The 15,110-nt window shown below is 68.8% G+C and carries 12 protein-coding genes; 9 read left to right on the forward strand and 3 right to left on the reverse strand.

Features of this window, described 5'->3' with window-relative positions; genetic code table 11:
• On the forward strand, positions 1-492 hold a 492-nt coding region (locus ASF87_RS12705; protein WP_200933758.1), incomplete at its 5' end, for a sterol carrier protein domain-containing protein.
• Between the two features lie 83 nt (positions 493-575).
• On the opposite strand, the gene ASF87_RS12710 is transcribed toward ASF87_RS12705, so the two are convergent.
• A complete protein-coding gene (locus ASF87_RS12710) occupies positions 576-4,259 on the reverse strand; it encodes a multifunctional oxoglutarate decarboxylase/oxoglutarate dehydrogenase thiamine pyrophosphate-binding subunit/dihydrolipoyllysine-residue succinyltransferase subunit (RefSeq protein ID WP_079112599.1) in 3,684 nt (1,227 codons plus the stop codon).
• Positions 4,260-4,418: 159 nt separating this feature from the next.
• Between ASF87_RS12710 and ASF87_RS12715 the strand changes: the two genes are divergently transcribed.
• The 3 genes from ASF87_RS12715 (at position 4,419) to ASF87_RS12725 (ending at position 8,362) form a co-directional block, all read left to right on the forward strand.
• Complete coding sequence (locus tag ASF87_RS12715; protein WP_056376509.1) at positions 4,419-5,873, forward strand: GuaB1 family IMP dehydrogenase-related protein; 1,455 nt, start codon at positions 4,419-4,421, stop codon at positions 5,871-5,873.
• Positions 5,874-5,987: 114 nt separating this feature from the next.
• A complete protein-coding gene (locus ASF87_RS12720) occupies positions 5,988-7,304 on the forward strand; it encodes a hemolysin family protein (RefSeq protein WP_056376510.1) in 1,317 nt (438 codons plus the stop codon).
• Positions 7,301-8,362: a hemolysin family protein gene (locus ASF87_RS12725; RefSeq protein ID WP_042541907.1), complete on the forward strand. Its 1,062-nt coding sequence runs from the start codon at positions 7,301-7,303 to the stop codon at positions 8,360-8,362. Before ASF87_RS12720 ends, ASF87_RS12725 begins: the two co-directional genes overlap by 4 nt.
• 63 nt (positions 8,363-8,425) lie before the next feature.
• On the opposite strand, the gene ASF87_RS12730 is transcribed toward ASF87_RS12725, so the two are convergent.
• The gene (locus tag ASF87_RS12730; RefSeq protein WP_056376511.1) at positions 8,426-9,493 is read right to left on the reverse strand and encodes an NADH:flavin oxidoreductase/NADH oxidase; all 1,068 of its coding nucleotides are present in this window, start codon (positions 9,491-9,493) and stop codon (positions 8,426-8,428) included.
• A gap of 56 nt (positions 9,494-9,549) precedes the next feature.
• On the opposite strand from ASF87_RS12730, the gene ASF87_RS12735 reads away from it, so the two are divergent.
• The 5 genes from ASF87_RS12735 to ASF87_RS12755 are packed head-to-tail and all read left to right on the forward strand — an operon-like array spanning position 9,550 to position 13,822.
• Positions 9,550-10,383 (forward strand): NAD(P)H-hydrate dehydratase, encoded by an 834-nt coding sequence (locus tag ASF87_RS12735; RefSeq protein WP_056376512.1) that lies wholly within the window; start codon positions 9,550-9,552, stop codon positions 10,381-10,383.
• Positions 10,380-11,618: a hypothetical protein gene (locus tag ASF87_RS12740; RefSeq protein ID WP_235558958.1), complete on the forward strand. Its 1,239-nt coding sequence runs from the start codon at positions 10,380-10,382 to the stop codon at positions 11,616-11,618. Before ASF87_RS12735 ends, ASF87_RS12740 begins: the two co-directional genes overlap by 4 nt.
• 4 nt (positions 11,619-11,622) lie before the next feature.
• Complete coding sequence (locus ASF87_RS12745; protein WP_042541904.1) at positions 11,623-11,955, forward strand: thiamine-binding protein; 333 nt, start codon at positions 11,623-11,625, stop codon at positions 11,953-11,955.
• A gap of 9 nt (positions 11,956-11,964) precedes the next feature.
• Entirely contained in the window at positions 11,965-13,185 is a 1,221-nt protein-coding gene (locus ASF87_RS12750; RefSeq protein ID WP_056376513.1) for an MFS transporter, read from the forward strand.
• 28 nt (positions 13,186-13,213) lie between these two features.
• Positions 13,214-13,822, forward strand: a complete 609-nt coding sequence (locus ASF87_RS12755) for an NUDIX hydrolase (protein ID WP_056376514.1) — start codon at positions 13,214-13,216, stop codon at positions 13,820-13,822.
• Here the strand turns inward: ASF87_RS12755 and metX are convergent.
• Positions 13,819-15,027, reverse strand: coding sequence for a homoserine O-acetyltransferase MetX (gene metX / locus ASF87_RS12760; protein ID WP_056376515.1), 1,209 nt, complete (start codon positions 15,025-15,027; stop codon positions 13,819-13,821). The two genes, ASF87_RS12755 and metX, sit on opposite strands and share 4 nt — an antisense overlap.
• Positions 15,028-15,110 lie beyond the last annotated feature (83 nt).

Genomic DNA, 15,110 nt, shown 5'->3' on the forward strand with positions numbered 1-15,110 from the left:
ACCACGACGGATGCCCTGGCCGCGCTCTGGAGATTCGCTCTGCAGCACGACCTGGTGTCGAAGGTGGTGGTCGACCTGCGCCCGATCGACGATCCGATCACCTGGCTCGTCACCGACCAGCGAGGCGTGGACCTCACCCCTCACGATCACGGGTGGCTGCGCCTCCTCGACGTGCCCGCTGCGCTCAGCGCCCGCACATATCGTGCGCCCCTCGATGTGGTGTTCCGAGTCGAGGATCCTCTCGGTTTCGCCGAAGGCTCGTGGCGACTGACCTCGGGTGCCGACGGTACGGCGGATGTCACACGGGTCGACGACGGCGCAGAGGCCGACGTCATTCTCGGCGTGGGGGCTCTCTCGTCGATCTACGCGGGCGGGGTCAGCGCTGTTAGGCTCCGCGCGGCCGGCCGTCTGCACGCATCGATGGAGACGGCGGCAGTGCTCGACGATGCGTTCCGCACAGCAGATGCCCCGCTCCTGGGCATCTGGTACTGAGCGCCGCCCGCCGCGACGACGGACTGCACAGAGAGGGGCTCACGGCATCGCCGTGAGCCCCTCTCCGTTTTCTCCGACAGCCGTCAGCTGATGGTGAGGGCGTCTCGCAGGAGCTTCGCCTGTTCGGCCGCGTGCACCTTCGACGAGCCGGTCGCCGGCGATGCCGACGCGGGACGCGACACCGGGCGGAAGCTGCGGTCCCCGGGCACATCGGCGAATGCGAGAGCAAGGAACGGCCAAGCCCCCTGGTTCTCCGGCTCTTCCTGCACCCACACCAGCTCGGCGTTCGGGTACGAGTCGGTGATGGCCTTCAGACCGTCGATCGGCGTCGGGTACAGCTGCTCGAGCCTGACCAGCGCGATCTCGGGGTTCGGGTTCTTGTCGAGCTCGGCCTTGAGATCCCAGTGGACCTTGCCCGAGTGCACGAGCACGCGCTTCACCGCGTTGCGGTCGAGACCGCGGTTGTCGTCGAGCACGGGCTCGAAGCGGCCCTGGGTGAAGGCCTCGACAGGGCTCGTCGCACCTCGCAGGCGCAGCATGGCCTTCGGGGTGAATACGATGAGCGGCTTGCGCGGACGGGCGTAGGCCTGACGGCGCAGCAGGTGGAAGTACGACGCGGGCGTCGAGGGGCGCGAGACGATCATGTTGTCCTGCGCGCACATCTGCAGGAAGCGCTCGATGCGCGACGACGAGTGGTCCGGTCCCTGGCCCTCGTAGCCGTGGGGGAGGAGCAGGGTGACGCTGGACTGCTGTCCCCACTTCTGTTCGGCCGCCGAGATGTACTCGTCGATGACCGACTGGGCGCCGTTCACGAAGTCGCCGAACTGGGCTTCCCACAGCACGAGTGCCTCTGGAGCCTCGACCGAGTAGCCGTACTCGAAGCCGAGCGCGGCGTACTCGCTCAGGAGCGAGTCGTAGACGAAGAAGCGCCCCTGGGACTCTGACAGGTTCGACAGCGGCAGCCACTCCTGGCCGTTCGCGCGGTCGTGCAGTGTCGCGTGACGCTGCACGAACGTGCCGCGCCGCGAGTCCTGCCCCGCGAGCCGCACGGGCGTGCCCTCGACGAGGAGCGAACCGAAGGCGAGCAGCTCGCCGAAGCCCCAGTCGATGTTCCCGTTGCGGCTCATGTCGAGACGCTTCTCGAGCTGCTGCTGGAGCTTCGGGTGAACGGTGAAGCCCTCGGGCTTGTTCACGAACGCGTCGCCGATGAGCTGGATGACCTCGTTCGAGACTCCGGTGATCTCCGGGGCGCCGACCTGCTCGTCAGCCGGAGGCAGGTCCTGAGCGACCGGGTTGGCGCCGGTCTCTGCAGCGTGGGTCTCGGCGAACGCGATCTCCAGACGGTTCTGGAAGTCCGCCTTGGCCTCGTCGTACTCCTCTTCGGTGATGTCGCCGCGACCGACGAGCGACTCGGTGTAGAGCTTACGCACCGATCGCTTCGCCTGGATCAGATCCGTCATCAGCGGCTGCGTCATCGAGGGGTCGTCTCCCTCGTTGTGCCCGCGGCGTCGGTAGCAGACGAGGTCGATGACGACGTCGCGGTGGAACCGCTCGCGGTACTCGAAAGCGAGCTGCGCGACGTGGATGACGGCTTCGGGGTCGTCGCCGTTCACATGGAACACCGGCGCCTGGATCGTCTTCGCGACATCCGTCGAATACACCGAGCTGCGCGAATCGTTGGGGAGGGTGGTGAAGCCGACCTGGTTGTTGACGACGACGTGGATCGTGCCGCCGGTGCGGTATCCGCGCAGCTGAGACATCTGCAGAGTCTCGACGACCACACCTTGCCCGGCGAACGCCGCGTCGCCGTGCACCAGGATCGGCAGCCAGGCGAAAGTACCGATCGGTTTGCGGTCCTGCTTGGCGCGGACGATGCCCTCGAGGACGCCGTCCACGGTCTCGAGGTGAGACGGGTTCGCGGCGAGGTAGACCGGGAGCTCGGATCCGTCGTCGGCGACGAAGGTGCCCTCGGTGCCGAGGTGGTACTTCACATCGCCGGAGCCGCGCTGGTTGCCGGGGGTCTGCGTGCCCTCGAACTCCTGGAACACGTGGCCGTAGGTCTTGCCGGCGATGTTGGTCAGCACGTTCAGACGGCCGCGGTGCGCCATGCCGATCGCGGCGCCCTCGAGGCCGGAGGTGGCCGCACCCTGGAGGATCTCGTCGAGCAGCGGGACGAGCGACTCGCCGCCCTCGAGCGAGAATCGCTTCTGACCGACGAACTTGGTCTGCAGGAAGGTCTCGAAGGCCTCGGCCTCGTTGAGCTTGCGGAGGACCCGCAGCTGCTCGTCATGGCCGGGCTTCTGGTACTTGACCTCGACCTTCTCCTGGAACCAGCGACGCTGCTCCGGGTCCTGGATGTGCATGTACTCGATGCCGAGCGTGCGGCAGTACGAGTCGCGCAGGACGCCGAGGATGTCGCGGAGCTTCGCGACCCGTCGGCCGCCGAACCCGCCGGTGACGAACTCGCGGTCGAGGTCCCAGAAGGTGAGGCCGTGGCTCTCGATCTCGAGGTCGGGGTGCGAGCGCTGGACGTACTCGAGCGGGTCGATGTCGGCCATCAGGTGTCCGCGCACCCGGAACGAGTTGATGAGCTCCTGCACGCGGGACTGCTTGTCGACGCGCTCGGCGAGGTCGACCGCGATGTCGGGGTTCCAGCGGATCGGCGAGTACGGGATGCGGAGAGCAGCGAAGATGTCGTCGTAGAAGCCGCGCTGCCCGATCAGCAGCTCGTGCACCTTCTTGAGGAACTCGCCGGAGCCGGCGCCCTGGATGACGCGGTGGTCGTACGTGCTCGTCAGCGTGATGGTCTTGCCGATCGCGAGCTCGTTGAGCGTCTTCTCGCTCGCTCCCTGGAATTCCGCCGGGTACTCGAGCGCACCGGCGCCGATGATGCATCCCTGCCCCTTCATGAGGCGGGGGACGGAGTGCACGGTGCCGATGCCGCCGGGGTTGGTCAGCGACACGGTCGTGCCCTGGAAGTCTGCGGCCGTCAGCTTGTTGTTGCGGGCGCGCGTGACGAGGTCCTCGTATGCGACGAGGTACTCGCTGAACGTCAACGTGTCGGCGCGCTTGATGCTGGGTACCATGAGTGCGCGCGTGCCGTCGGGCTTCGGCAGGTCGATGGCGATGCCGAGGTTGACGTGCGCGGGTGCCACGACCGAGGGCTTGCCGTCGATCTCGGCGTAGAAGACGTTCTGGCTGCGGAACTCGTCGAGCGTGCGGATGAGCGCCCAGCCGATGAGGTGAGTGAAGCTGATCTTGCCGCCGCGGGTGCGCGCCATGTGGTTGTTGATGACGATGCGGTTGTCGATCATCAGCTTCGCGGGCACCGTGCGGACGCTGGTCGCGGTGGGGACGGTCAGAGACTCGTCCATGTTCGCGGCGAGGGTCTTGGGCAGACCGCGGAGCGGCGTGACCTTGTCTTCCTCGACGGGATCTGCCGACTCCGGTGCCTCGGCCTTCGCCGCGGGCTTCGGGGCCTGCGCCGGAATCGGCGCCGCGGCGGCAGGCTTGGTCGTGGTCCGCGCCACGGGCTGTGCGCCGATGACGGGGATGGGGGCTGTCACCGGATGCGCGGGCTGCTCGGCAGCGGGCGCGGGAGCCGCGGTGCCGGTCGCGGCATCCGACTGGTACTTCTCGAGGATGGGCCACCACTCCTTGTCGACGGAGTCGCGGTTCACCTTGTACTGCTCGTAGAGCTCTTCCACGAGCCAGGAATTGGCTCCGAACCCCCCGTCGCCCCCGACGCCGGTCACCTGGTTCGACACGCTCGATCGCCCTCTTTCATCGCTGAAGTCCACGTATGCACAGCAGGACGCGTGATGCGTCCGGGCCCGCACACTCTCGACTTCCAAGCCTAACGTGTTTCCTCGCGCATTCGTCGAAGGCATGCGCCCTCGACGCCGCTATCTGAGTACCGTGGGGGTATGGAGTTCTCCGGTGAGTCACCCGCAGTCGATCTGACCTATTCCGACGTGTTCCTCGTGCCGCGACGATCCGCCGTCACCAGCCGTCTGCAGGTCGATCTGGCCCCGCAGGACGGCACCCCGGCCACCCTGCCGATCGTGGCCTCGAACATGAACTCCGTGACCGGCCCCCGGCTCGCGGCGGTGCTCGCGCGGCGTGGCGGACTCGGAGTGCTCCCTCAGGACATGCCGTTGCAGGGTCTCGATGCTGCGATCCGCGACGTCAAGGCGCAGCCGGTGCTGTGGGACACGCCGATCGTGCTGCCTCCTGAGGCATCGGTGTCGGACGCACTCCGGCTGATGCCTGCGACCGCAGGTCACGGCATCGTCGTGGCCACGGGCGGAGCTCCGTACGATGCCGAGCGTATTCTCGGTGTCCTGCCGGCGACGCGGCTGGCCACTGCGCTCCCGGATGCACAGCTGGGCGATCTGGTGCACGCCGGCACGCCGTCTCTCGATGCGGATGACATCGGATCAGAGCGTCATGCCTTCGACGTGATCACCGACGCGGGCGTCGACATGGTGACGATCACGCACCACGGGCACCTCGTCGGAACGCTCAGCGCGCGCAGTGCCCTGCGGTCGACGCTGTATCGCCCGGCGATGGACGGCGACGGCCGCCTCGCCGTCGCGGCGGCGGTGGGCATCAACGGAGACGTCGCGTCCAAGGCGAAGGCCCTCGCCGACGCGGGCGTCGATGTGCTCGTGGTGGACACGGCGCACGGACACCAGGAGGGGATGCTGCGCGCGCTGAGCGCCGTCGCCGCGCTGAATCTCGGCATCCCGATCGTGGCCGGCAACATCGTCACCGCCGACGGCGTCAAGGACCTCGTCGAGGCCGGCGCCTCCATCCTCAAGGTCGGCGTGGGGCCGGGCGCGATGTGCACGACGCGCATGATGACGGCCGTCGGCCGCCCGCAGTTCTCCGCTGTGCTCGAGACGGCCGAGGCCGCCCGGGAGCTCGGCGCTCACGTCTGGGCGGACGGGGGAGTGCGGTATCCGCGCGACGTGGCGCTCGCGCTCGCCGCGGGCGCCGCGTCCGTGATGGTCGGCTCCTGGTTCGCGGGGACGATCGAGGCGCCGGGCGAGCTGCAGAGCGACGCCGAGGGCCGCATCTACAAGGAATCCTGGGGCATGGCCTCCACGAAGGCGGTGCAGGCTCGGTTCGGCCGTCTCGATGCGTATGAGCGTGCCCGCAAGGAGCTATTCGCAGAAGGGATCTCGTCCTCGAAGATCTACCTCGACCCGCTGCGCCCAGGACTCGAGGACCTGCTCGACATGATCACATCGGGCGTGCGCTCGTCGTTCACCTATGCCGGGGCATCGTCGGTGCCCGAGTTCCACGAACGGGCGCTCGTCGGGCTGCAGTCCGCCGCCGGATACGAAGAGGGCAAGGCCCTCCCGGTCAGCTGGTAGTCGTCCGCGCTCCGACCCACTGCGATCCCGTAGAATCGTGGACACCATGGACGACCCTCCCAGTTGTAGTACATCGCCCCATTGCCTGCCTCCCCGTCTCGGGAGGAACGACTGATGGATTACATCCTCTTGGGCGTGGGGCTTCTGCTCACCGTGGGCACCGGGCTGTTCGTCGCGAGCGAGTTCGCCCTGGTCAATCTCGACCGTGCCGATCTCGAGGCCCGTCAGGCCCGCGGCGAATCCCGTCTGTCGCTGACCATCAGCGCGCTCAGGCACACCTCGACCCATCTCTCGTCCGCTCAGCTGGGCATCACCCTGACCACGCTTTTGACCGGGTACACGATGGAGCCGGCGCTCTCCAACCTCCTCGGCCCGACTCTCGTCGCATGGAGCATCCCTGAGGCGGCCGTCGGTCCGATCGCCACGATCGTCGCGATGCTGGTCGCCACCGTGCTGTCGATGATTCTCGGTGAGCTGGTGCCCAAGAATTTCGCCCTGGCGCTGCCGCTCGCGACCGCGAAGCTCGTCATGCCGTTCCAGGTCGCGTTCACGACCGTCTTCAAGCCGGCCGTCGTGGTGCTCAACGGCAGTGCGAACGGGGTCCTGCGGAGCATGGGCATCGAGCCGAAGGAAGAGCTGTCCGGTGCGCGCAGCGCCGAGGAGCTCTCTTCTCTCGTGCGTCGCTCGGCGAGTGCCGGACTGCTCGAAGCCGACACCGCGAGCCTGCTCGATCGGACGCTGACGTTCTCCCGCCTGACGGCCGCCGACGTGATGACGGCTCGTCCTAGCATGCACGCCCTCGCGGTCGGCGACTCGGCCGATGACGTCATCCAGCTCGCCCGCCGGACCGGACACAGCCGTTTTCCCGTGTACGACGACGACCTCGACGACATCACGGGTGTCGTGCACCTGAAGGCCGCGATCTCCGTCCCGCGTGATCGACGAGGCGAGGTGCCGGTCGGCGCGCTCTCGACCGATCCGCTCCGCGTCCCGGAGACCGTGCACGTCGACGCGCTCATCTCCGAGCTCAGAGCCCGCGGATACCAGCTGGCCGTCGTGGTCGACGAGTACGGCGGCACCGCCGGTCTCGTCACGCTGGAGGACCTGGTGGAGGAGCTCGTGGGCGAGGTCTCCGACGAGCACGACCGCACGCGCGCCGGAGTCGTCCGCGGGCGAGACGGCATCACCTTCCCCGGAGAGCTGCGGCCGGACGAGTTGCGACGCAGAGCAGGGGTGGAGGTTCCGGAGGGTGACGTGTACGACACCGTGGCCGGCTACGTCATGAGCGTCCTCGAGCGCGTGCCGTCGGTGGGTGACGAGGTCGACCTCGACACGGGCAAGCTCCAGGTGGTCCGCATGGACGGTCGTCGCGTCGACCGCATCCGCTACGTCCCGAATCAGGATCTTCCCGCAGAGGTGGTCGGACGATGAACGACTGGGGAGGACTGGCCTGGCTGGTCGTGCTGCTCGTGGCGAACGCGTTCTTCGTCGGCGCCGAGTTCGCGGTGATCTCCGCACGCCGGTCGCAGATCGAGCCCAAGGCCGACCGCGGGTCGCGCGCCGCCAAGACCGCGCTCTTCGCGATGGAGCATGCGACGCTCATGCTCGCGACCTCGCAGCTGGGCATCACGATCTGCTCGCTGCTGATCCTGAACGTCTCCGAACCCGCGATCCATCACCTGCTCGCCGTGCCGCTGCACGCGCTCGGCTGGTCGGACGGCGTCGTCGATGCCGTGTCGTTCGCGATCGCTCTGCTGATCGTGTCGTTCCTGCACGTGGTGTTCGGCGAGATGGTGCCGAAGAACCTCGCGTTCTCGGTTCCGGAGCGCGCGGTGCTCATCCTCGCGCCGCCCCTCGTGATGGTGTCGAAGATCTTCATGCCGGTGATCTGGCTGCTGAACGCGGCGGCCAACGGCGTGCTCCGGCTGTTCCGGGTCGAGCCGAAGAACGAGGCCGCATCGACGTTCACGCTCGACGAGGTCGCGACGATCGTCGATCAGTCCCGGCGAGAGGGCGTGCTCACCGACACGGCGGGCACTGTGGCGGCAGCGGTGGAGTTCACAGACAAGAAGGCTCGCGATGTGGCTGTTCCGCTCAGCGATCTCGTGACGCTTCCGCAGTCCGCGACTCCGGATGACGTCGAGAAGGCCGTCGCCCGCTACGGGTTCTCCCGATACGTGATCGTCGACGACGAGGGAACCCCTGTCGGATACGTCCACCTCAAGGACATCCTGCGGGCGTCCGACGGACCCGGTGCTGCCGAGAAGCTGGTCGAGCCGCTGCCCTCGAAGCGCATCAACCATATGGTCCCGGTGCAGGAGGACACCGATCTGGAGGACGCTCTCGCCGTGATGCGCCGCGCAGGGCGTCACCTGGCGAAGGTGCGGGACTCCCAGGGTCGCACGACTGCCGTGCTCTTCCTCGAGGACATCCTCGAGGAGCTCGTGGGCGAGGTGCAGGACGCGACCCGTCGTATTCGCGGTCACTGATCCGCGATGACCGAGAAGCCCCCGAGTCCATGCGGACCCGGGGGCTTCTGTGCGGGGTGGCGATCAGCGCCAGCGCGCCCGCTCGTACTGCGGCGGCCAGGTGATCTCGGCGCCGAGCTCATGGGCGGCCCTGAGCGCGAAGTGCGGGTCGCGCAGCCACTCGCGACCCGCGAAGATCGCATCGGCCGCACCGTCGGCGAGCACCTGCTCCGCCTGTTCGGCGGCGGTGATCAGTCCGACCGCCGACACGGGGATGCGTCCGCCCTGGCGCACGTTCTCGGCCAGCGGTACCTGGTATCCGGGGAACACGCTGATCTGCTGATGCGCCACGAGCCCGCCGCTGGAGACATCGATGAGGTCGGCTCCGTGCTCGGTCGCCCAGCCGCTCACGATCGCCGCTTCGTCGGGGGTGAATCCGCCCTCGGCATGATCGGTCGCCGAGATACGCACGAAGACGGGCACCCCGTCTCCGGCGACCTCGCGGATCGCGCCCACCACCCGGAGGAGCAGTCGAGCGCGGTTCTCGAGAGAGCCGCCGTACTCGTCGTCTCGCAGATTCGAGAGCGGAGAGAGGAACTGGTGCAGCAGGTATCCGTGCGCACCGTGCACCTCGAGCACGTCGAAGCCGGCGTCGAGGGCACGGCGGGTCGCGCTCGCGAAGCCTTCGACGACGGCGTCGATGCCGTCCTGATCGAGCGCCGCAGGCTCCGCGAAGCCATCGAAGGCGATGTCGGAGGGCGCGGTGGTCGTCCATCCGCCGTCCGCCGCCGGTACCGATCCGCGCGCGTCGGCCCAGGGCCACCAGGTCGACGCCTTGCGGCCGGCGTGCGCGAGCTGGATGCCCGCGACGGCGCCACGTGAATGGATCGCCTCGACGACCGGCGCCCACGCGTCGCGTTGCTCGTCGTTCCAGAGGCCGGCATCCCGTGGCGAGATGCGGCCCTCGGGGACGACGGCTGTCGCCTCGGCGACGATCAGACCGGCTCCGCCGGAGGCGAACTGGGCGAGGTGGGTGTGGTGCCATTCCTGGACGACGCCGTCGATCGCGCTGTACATGCACATGGGAGACACCCAGAGCCGGTTGCGGAACGTGACGGAACGGATGCTCAGCGGGGAGAAGAGAATGCTCACCCCTAGACGCTACCGGCCGGGTGGGGCGGTGCGGGCCGCCGCACTAACGTGGAGTCATGCCCGACGCACGTGACTGGTTCCGCGAAGACACCGCACGCTTCCTGCGCGTGCCAGGCGCGGATGACGACAAGTACTCCCGGGGCGTCGTCGGCCTGCGCACCGGATCGTCCGCTTATCCGGGTGCCGCGGTGCTCGGTGTCGAGGCGGCGTGGCGCGTCGGTGCAGGCTTCGTGCGCTACGTCGGCGACGGCCGAGCCGCGGATGCCGTGATCGCACGACGCCCCGAGACCGTGGTCAGCCCGAGCATCGCGGGCGCGCGTGTCGGCGCCTGGGTGATCGGATCAGGGACGGATACCGCGAGGAGCCCCGAGACGGAGCGCGAGCTGCTCGACCTGCTCGACGGGCAGGTGCCGGTGGTCGTCGACGCGGGGGCGCTCGACCTGGCGCGAGGCAGTCGTGCCCCGCGCGTGCTGACGCCGCACGGCCGTGAGTTCGAGCGCCTGCAGGATCAGCTCGGACACGGCACCCGCGACGACCGCGCCGACGCCGTCGCCCGGGTGGCGCACGAGGTCGGCGCCGTCGTGCTGCTCAAGGGCGCACAGACGCTGATCGCGGATCCGGACGGACACCTGATCCGGGTGGAGGCGGGCACCGGCTGGCTCGCGACTGCGGGCACCGGCGATGTCCTGGGCGGCATGCTCGGGGCGCTCCTCGCCGCGAACGCCGACGCACCGCTGGCTGAGGTCGCAGCCGCGGCCGCGTGGTTGCATGGTCATGCCGGTGTCCTCGCCGCTGGTGCGGGCGCGGATGGCCGCGCGACGGGACATCCGATCGTGGCGCTCGATGTCGCAGAGGCGCTGCCTCGCGCATTCTCGGACGTCGTCGCGTGAGTCACACCTTCTTGATGCGTCTCGTCGTGCTGTGGAGCGCGTTCGGACTCGTGCACCTCTTCACGGCGGTCGCCGGCTGGCTGTATCCGAGCCAGCCGATGGGCGACGTGGTGCTCGTGTACGAACCGTGGTCGTCGGCGGCGCTGTCGGGTGGAGCGATCGTCGGAGTCACCGAGACGTGGGTCTATCCGCAGCTCGCGCTCGTGCCCATGCTGCTCGCGAAGATCCTGTCGACACCGCTCATCGCGGTGATGGGCGCCTCCGGGGCGTACCTGATCGCGTGGGCGGTGCTCGTCACGGTGCTCGATGCGATCGCCTTCGCTGTGCTCGTCGGGCGTTCGCCGTCGCAGCCTCGGCGGATGGCCGCCTGGTTCTGGATCACCGCCCTGCTTCTGCTGGGACCGATCGCGATGTACCGCATCGACGCGATCACGGTGCCGCTCGCGGTGATCGGCGGACTCTGGCTGGGTCGCCGCCCCGCTGCCGCGGCAGCGCTGCTGGCGATCGGCGCCTGGATCAAGATCTGGCCGGGCGCGCTGCTGGTCGCAGCCGTCGTGGCAGCCCGAAGTCGGATGCGCGTTCTGCTCACGGCCGCAGCCGTATCGGCAGCCGTCGTCGTCGTGCTGGTCGCCTTCGGAGCCGATGCCGAGATCTTCGGATTCCTGACAGAGCAGACCGGCCGCGGTCTGCAGATCGAGGCAGTGGCCGCGAGCCCGTTCCTGTGGCTCGCGATCGCCGGGGCTGCCCGCATCGAGTACAGCTTCGACATCCTGACCTTCCAGATCAGCGCGCAGGGCGCGGATGCCGTGAGTGCTGTGCTCACACCCCTGATGGCTGTCTTCGTCGTCGTGATCACCGTCATCGGCGCGCTGAAGGCATCACGCGGGGCATCCTTCGCACGGCTGTTCCCTCCGCTCGCGCTGAGTCTCGTGACGACCCTGATCGTCGCGAACAAGGTCGGCTCTCCGCAGTTCCAGACGTGGCTTATCGCTCCGGCCGTCCTCTGGCTCGTTCTCGACCGCACGCGAGCGGCCGCGCCTGCGCTGCTCGTGCTCGCGCTGTGCGCGCTCACCTGCCTGATCTATCCACTGAGCTACGACGCGCTGCTGCGTGCAGAGACGCTGCCCGTCGCCATCCTGACTCTGCGCAACATCGTGCTCGTCGTGCTCCTCGCCGTCGGCATCCGCGCCCTCGTCCGCGTGCCCGCCCATCGTTCGTCCACCACCCGGGAGTGAAACCATGCTGATCGCCTTCTCCGTCGCACCCAGCGGCGTCCCCTCCGACGGAGCCGAGCGCTCCGACGCGTCGGTCCACGATGCGGTCGCCGCCGCCGTCCGCGTCGTGCGGGAGTCGGGCCTGCCGCACCGCACGACCAGCATGTTCACCGAGATCGAGGGCCCGGACTGGGACTCTGTGATGGATGTCGTCAAGCGCGCCACCGAAGCCGTGATGCCCTTCGGCTCGCGAGTGTCTCTCGTGCTCAAGGCCGACATCCGGCCCGGCTACACCGGAGAGCTCGACGCGAAGATCGAGCGGCTCGAGGCGGCGATCGACGACGCGGACACCCCGTAGACTCGACGGGTGAATCCCTCGACTGAATCGAGGGGTGCGGCGAAGTGGGCGCTCCTCTCCCTCGCCATAGGCAGCTTCGGCATCGGCATGACCGAATTCGTCGTCATGGGCCTGCTGCCCAACATCGCCGACGAGCTGCTGCCCACGCTGTGGGCCTCCAGCCCTGAAGACGCGCTGAGTCAGGCAGGGTGGCTGATCTCGCTCTACGCGCTCGGCGTGGTCGTCGGTGCTCCGACGATCGCCGGGTTCGTCGCCCGCTACCCCCGGCACCGGGTCATGATCGGCCTGGCGCTGGCGCTGACCGTGTTCAACGCGCTCACGGTGTTCCTGCCGACCTTCGAACTCGTGGGTGCGTCACGGTTCCTCGCCGGTCTGCCGCACGGTGCCTACTTCGGCATCGGCGCCCTGGTCGCGGCGGACGTCATGGGGCCGGGCAACCGCGCCAAGGGCGTCGCCTTCATCCTCACAGGTCTGACCGTGGCGAACGTGGTGGGAGTGCCGCTGGGAACGTTCCTCGGTCAGCTCTGGGGATGGCGGGCGGCCTTCGCGGTCGTGACGCTCGTCTTCGCCCTGGCGACGGTGTGCATCGCGTTCTTCGTGCCCGCACATCCCGGCTCGCCCGGGCGGACCATGCGCGAGGAGCTCGGTGTCTTCCGCATTCCCCAGGTCTGGTTCACACTCGGTGTCGGCGCGATCGGCTTCGGCGGCTTCTTCGCGGTCTACAGCTACATCGCGCCGCTGGTGACCGAGGTGGCCGGCTCGCCCGAGTGGGCGGTGCCGATCGTGCTGGTGCTGATGGGGCTCGGGATGACAGCGGGCAACCTCGTCGGCGGACACCTCGCGGACATCGACCTGCGACGCACGCTGCTCTTCGGACTTGCCGCGATGGCTGTGGTCTTCGCCCTCCTCGCCGTGCTCGCATTCTGGATCGTCACCCTCGCGCTGCTCGTGTTCGTGGTCGGCTTCGTGTCTTCGGTGCTGAGCCCGACGATCCAGACCCGGCTGATGGATGTCGCCGGAGACAACCAGTCGATCGCCGCTGCGATGAACCACTCTGCGCTGAACATCGGCAACAGCCTCGGCGCATTCCTCGGCGGCATGGTGATCGCCGCCGGATGGGGCTTCGTCGCGCCGTCCTGGACGGGTGCGGCGCTCGCAGTCGCCGGCCTCCTGATCGCCCTGCTGTCGTATCGCTCGGAGGCGCGCAGACCGGTGCTCACGGCGGCGTGAGCGGTGCTCCGCCTCGTAGAGTGAGGCTGTGACCGACCTCGACGATCTGCCCGTCGCCGGGACAGCCGTGCTGCTGCGTCCGACGCCCGAGGGCTTCGCCGTGCTGCTGATGCGTCGGCCCGATCGCGGCTCGTTCGCGGGGGCGTGGGTGTTCCCCGGCGGCAAGGCGGAGCCGTCCGACCGCCGAGAGGGGGCGGATGAGAGTGACGATGCGCGCAGGGCGGCGGTTCGCGAGACAGCCGAGGAGGTCGGCCTGATCATCAGCGATCCCGTGCTGCTGTCGCGCTGGCAGCCGCCGGTCGAGGCACCCATTCGCATCCGGACCTGGTTCTTCCTCGCCTCAGCGCCCGACGACGAACCGCGGTTCTCGGTCGACGAAGTCGTCGACGTGGTGTGGCTGAGCCCGGCAGAAGCCCTGTCGCGACACGCGACGGGGGAGTGGACGCTCTTCCCTCCGACCTGGGTCACCCTGCACCAGCTCGGCCGATTCTCCTCGGTCGATGCCGCGCTCGCCTCCGGAGGGGTGGCGCAGCACTTCTCGACCCGAGTGGTCGAAACGCCGCAGGGCAGGGACTTCGAGTGGGACGGTGTGCGGCTGCGCACCGGTTCGCTGCCCTGGACGATCGACGAGAGCTAGCTCGCGAGCAGCCGTCGGAGATTGCTGCCGACCGCCTCTGTCTCGATGAGGAATCCATCGTGACCGAAGTCGCTGGTCAGCACCACCGCTTCGGGGCCGTCGAGGGTGTTCGGGATGCTGCGGGCGATGCGGTGCTGGCCGTCGACGGGGAAGAGCCGGTCGCTGTCGATCCCCAGCACGAGTGTCGTGGCCGTCACGGCGCGCAGCGCCTCTTCGACGCCACCGCGGTCACGGCCGACGTCGTGCGAGTTCATGGCCTCGACGAGGGTGATGTAGCTGTTCGCGTCGAAACGGCGGGTGAACTTGTTGCCGTGGAAGTCGAGGTACGACTCGACGGCGAAGCGACCGCCGTGACCGAGAGGAGACACCCCGGACTGCCACGAACGCTGGAACCGCTGGTTGAGCTCGATCGGGCTGCGGTAGTTCAGCAGCGCCATGCGTCGGGCGAGCGCCAGGCCGCGGTGCGGACCGTCGCCGTCGGCCAGGTCGTAGTACTCGCCGCCCTGGAACCTCGGGTCCATGCGGATGGTCTCGAGCTGCACCGTGTTCAGGGCGATCTGATCGGCAGTGGTGACGGGCGGGGAGGAGAGCACTGCGAGGCGGGCGACGCGATCAGGGTGCGTGACGGCCCATTCGAGGGCGTGCATCCCGCCCATGGATCCGCCGATCACGGCGGCCCAGGTGTCGATCCCGAGGGAATCTGCGAGGCGCACCTGGGCTGCGACCTGGTCGCGGATGGTCAGATAGGGGAAGCGGGAGGCCCACTCGTATCCGGAGGGCGCGATGCTGGCGGGTCCCGTGGAGCCCTGGCAGCCGCCGAGCATGTTCGGCGCGATGACGAACCACCGGTCGGTGTCGAGCGGCCCTCCGGGCCCGGTCACGTCCTCCCACCAGCCTGCGGTGGGGTGCCCCGCTCCGGCGCCGCCGCGCACGTGGCTGTCGCCGGTGAGCGCGTGGAGCACCAGGATCGCGTTGTCGCGGGCGTCGTTCAGCTCGCCCCACGTCTCGAACGCGAGACGGATGCCGGGGAGCTCTGCGCCGCTCTCGGTCGCGAAGGCGCCGAACGAGGCGAAGCTGCGTCCGCCCGCCGGGTCTCCGTCGCGCCACGCGCCGGTCGCCGGTGGTCGTGCGCGAAGCAGACGCACGTCGGCCTCCGTCACGGGCGCCGAGGGCACCGTGTCTTCAGAGGTCGTCTGCCAGTCCATGCTCCCATTCTCGCCTGGCACGCGACTCGTCGGACGCACGTTACGGACCCGGGTGTGCCGCCGGCGGATCCGCCGTGCGCGGC

The sequence above is a fragment of the Microbacterium sp. Leaf161 genome, from assembly GCF_001423645.1.
Lineage (GTDB): Bacteria > Actinomycetota > Actinomycetes > Actinomycetales > Microbacteriaceae > Microbacterium > Microbacterium forte.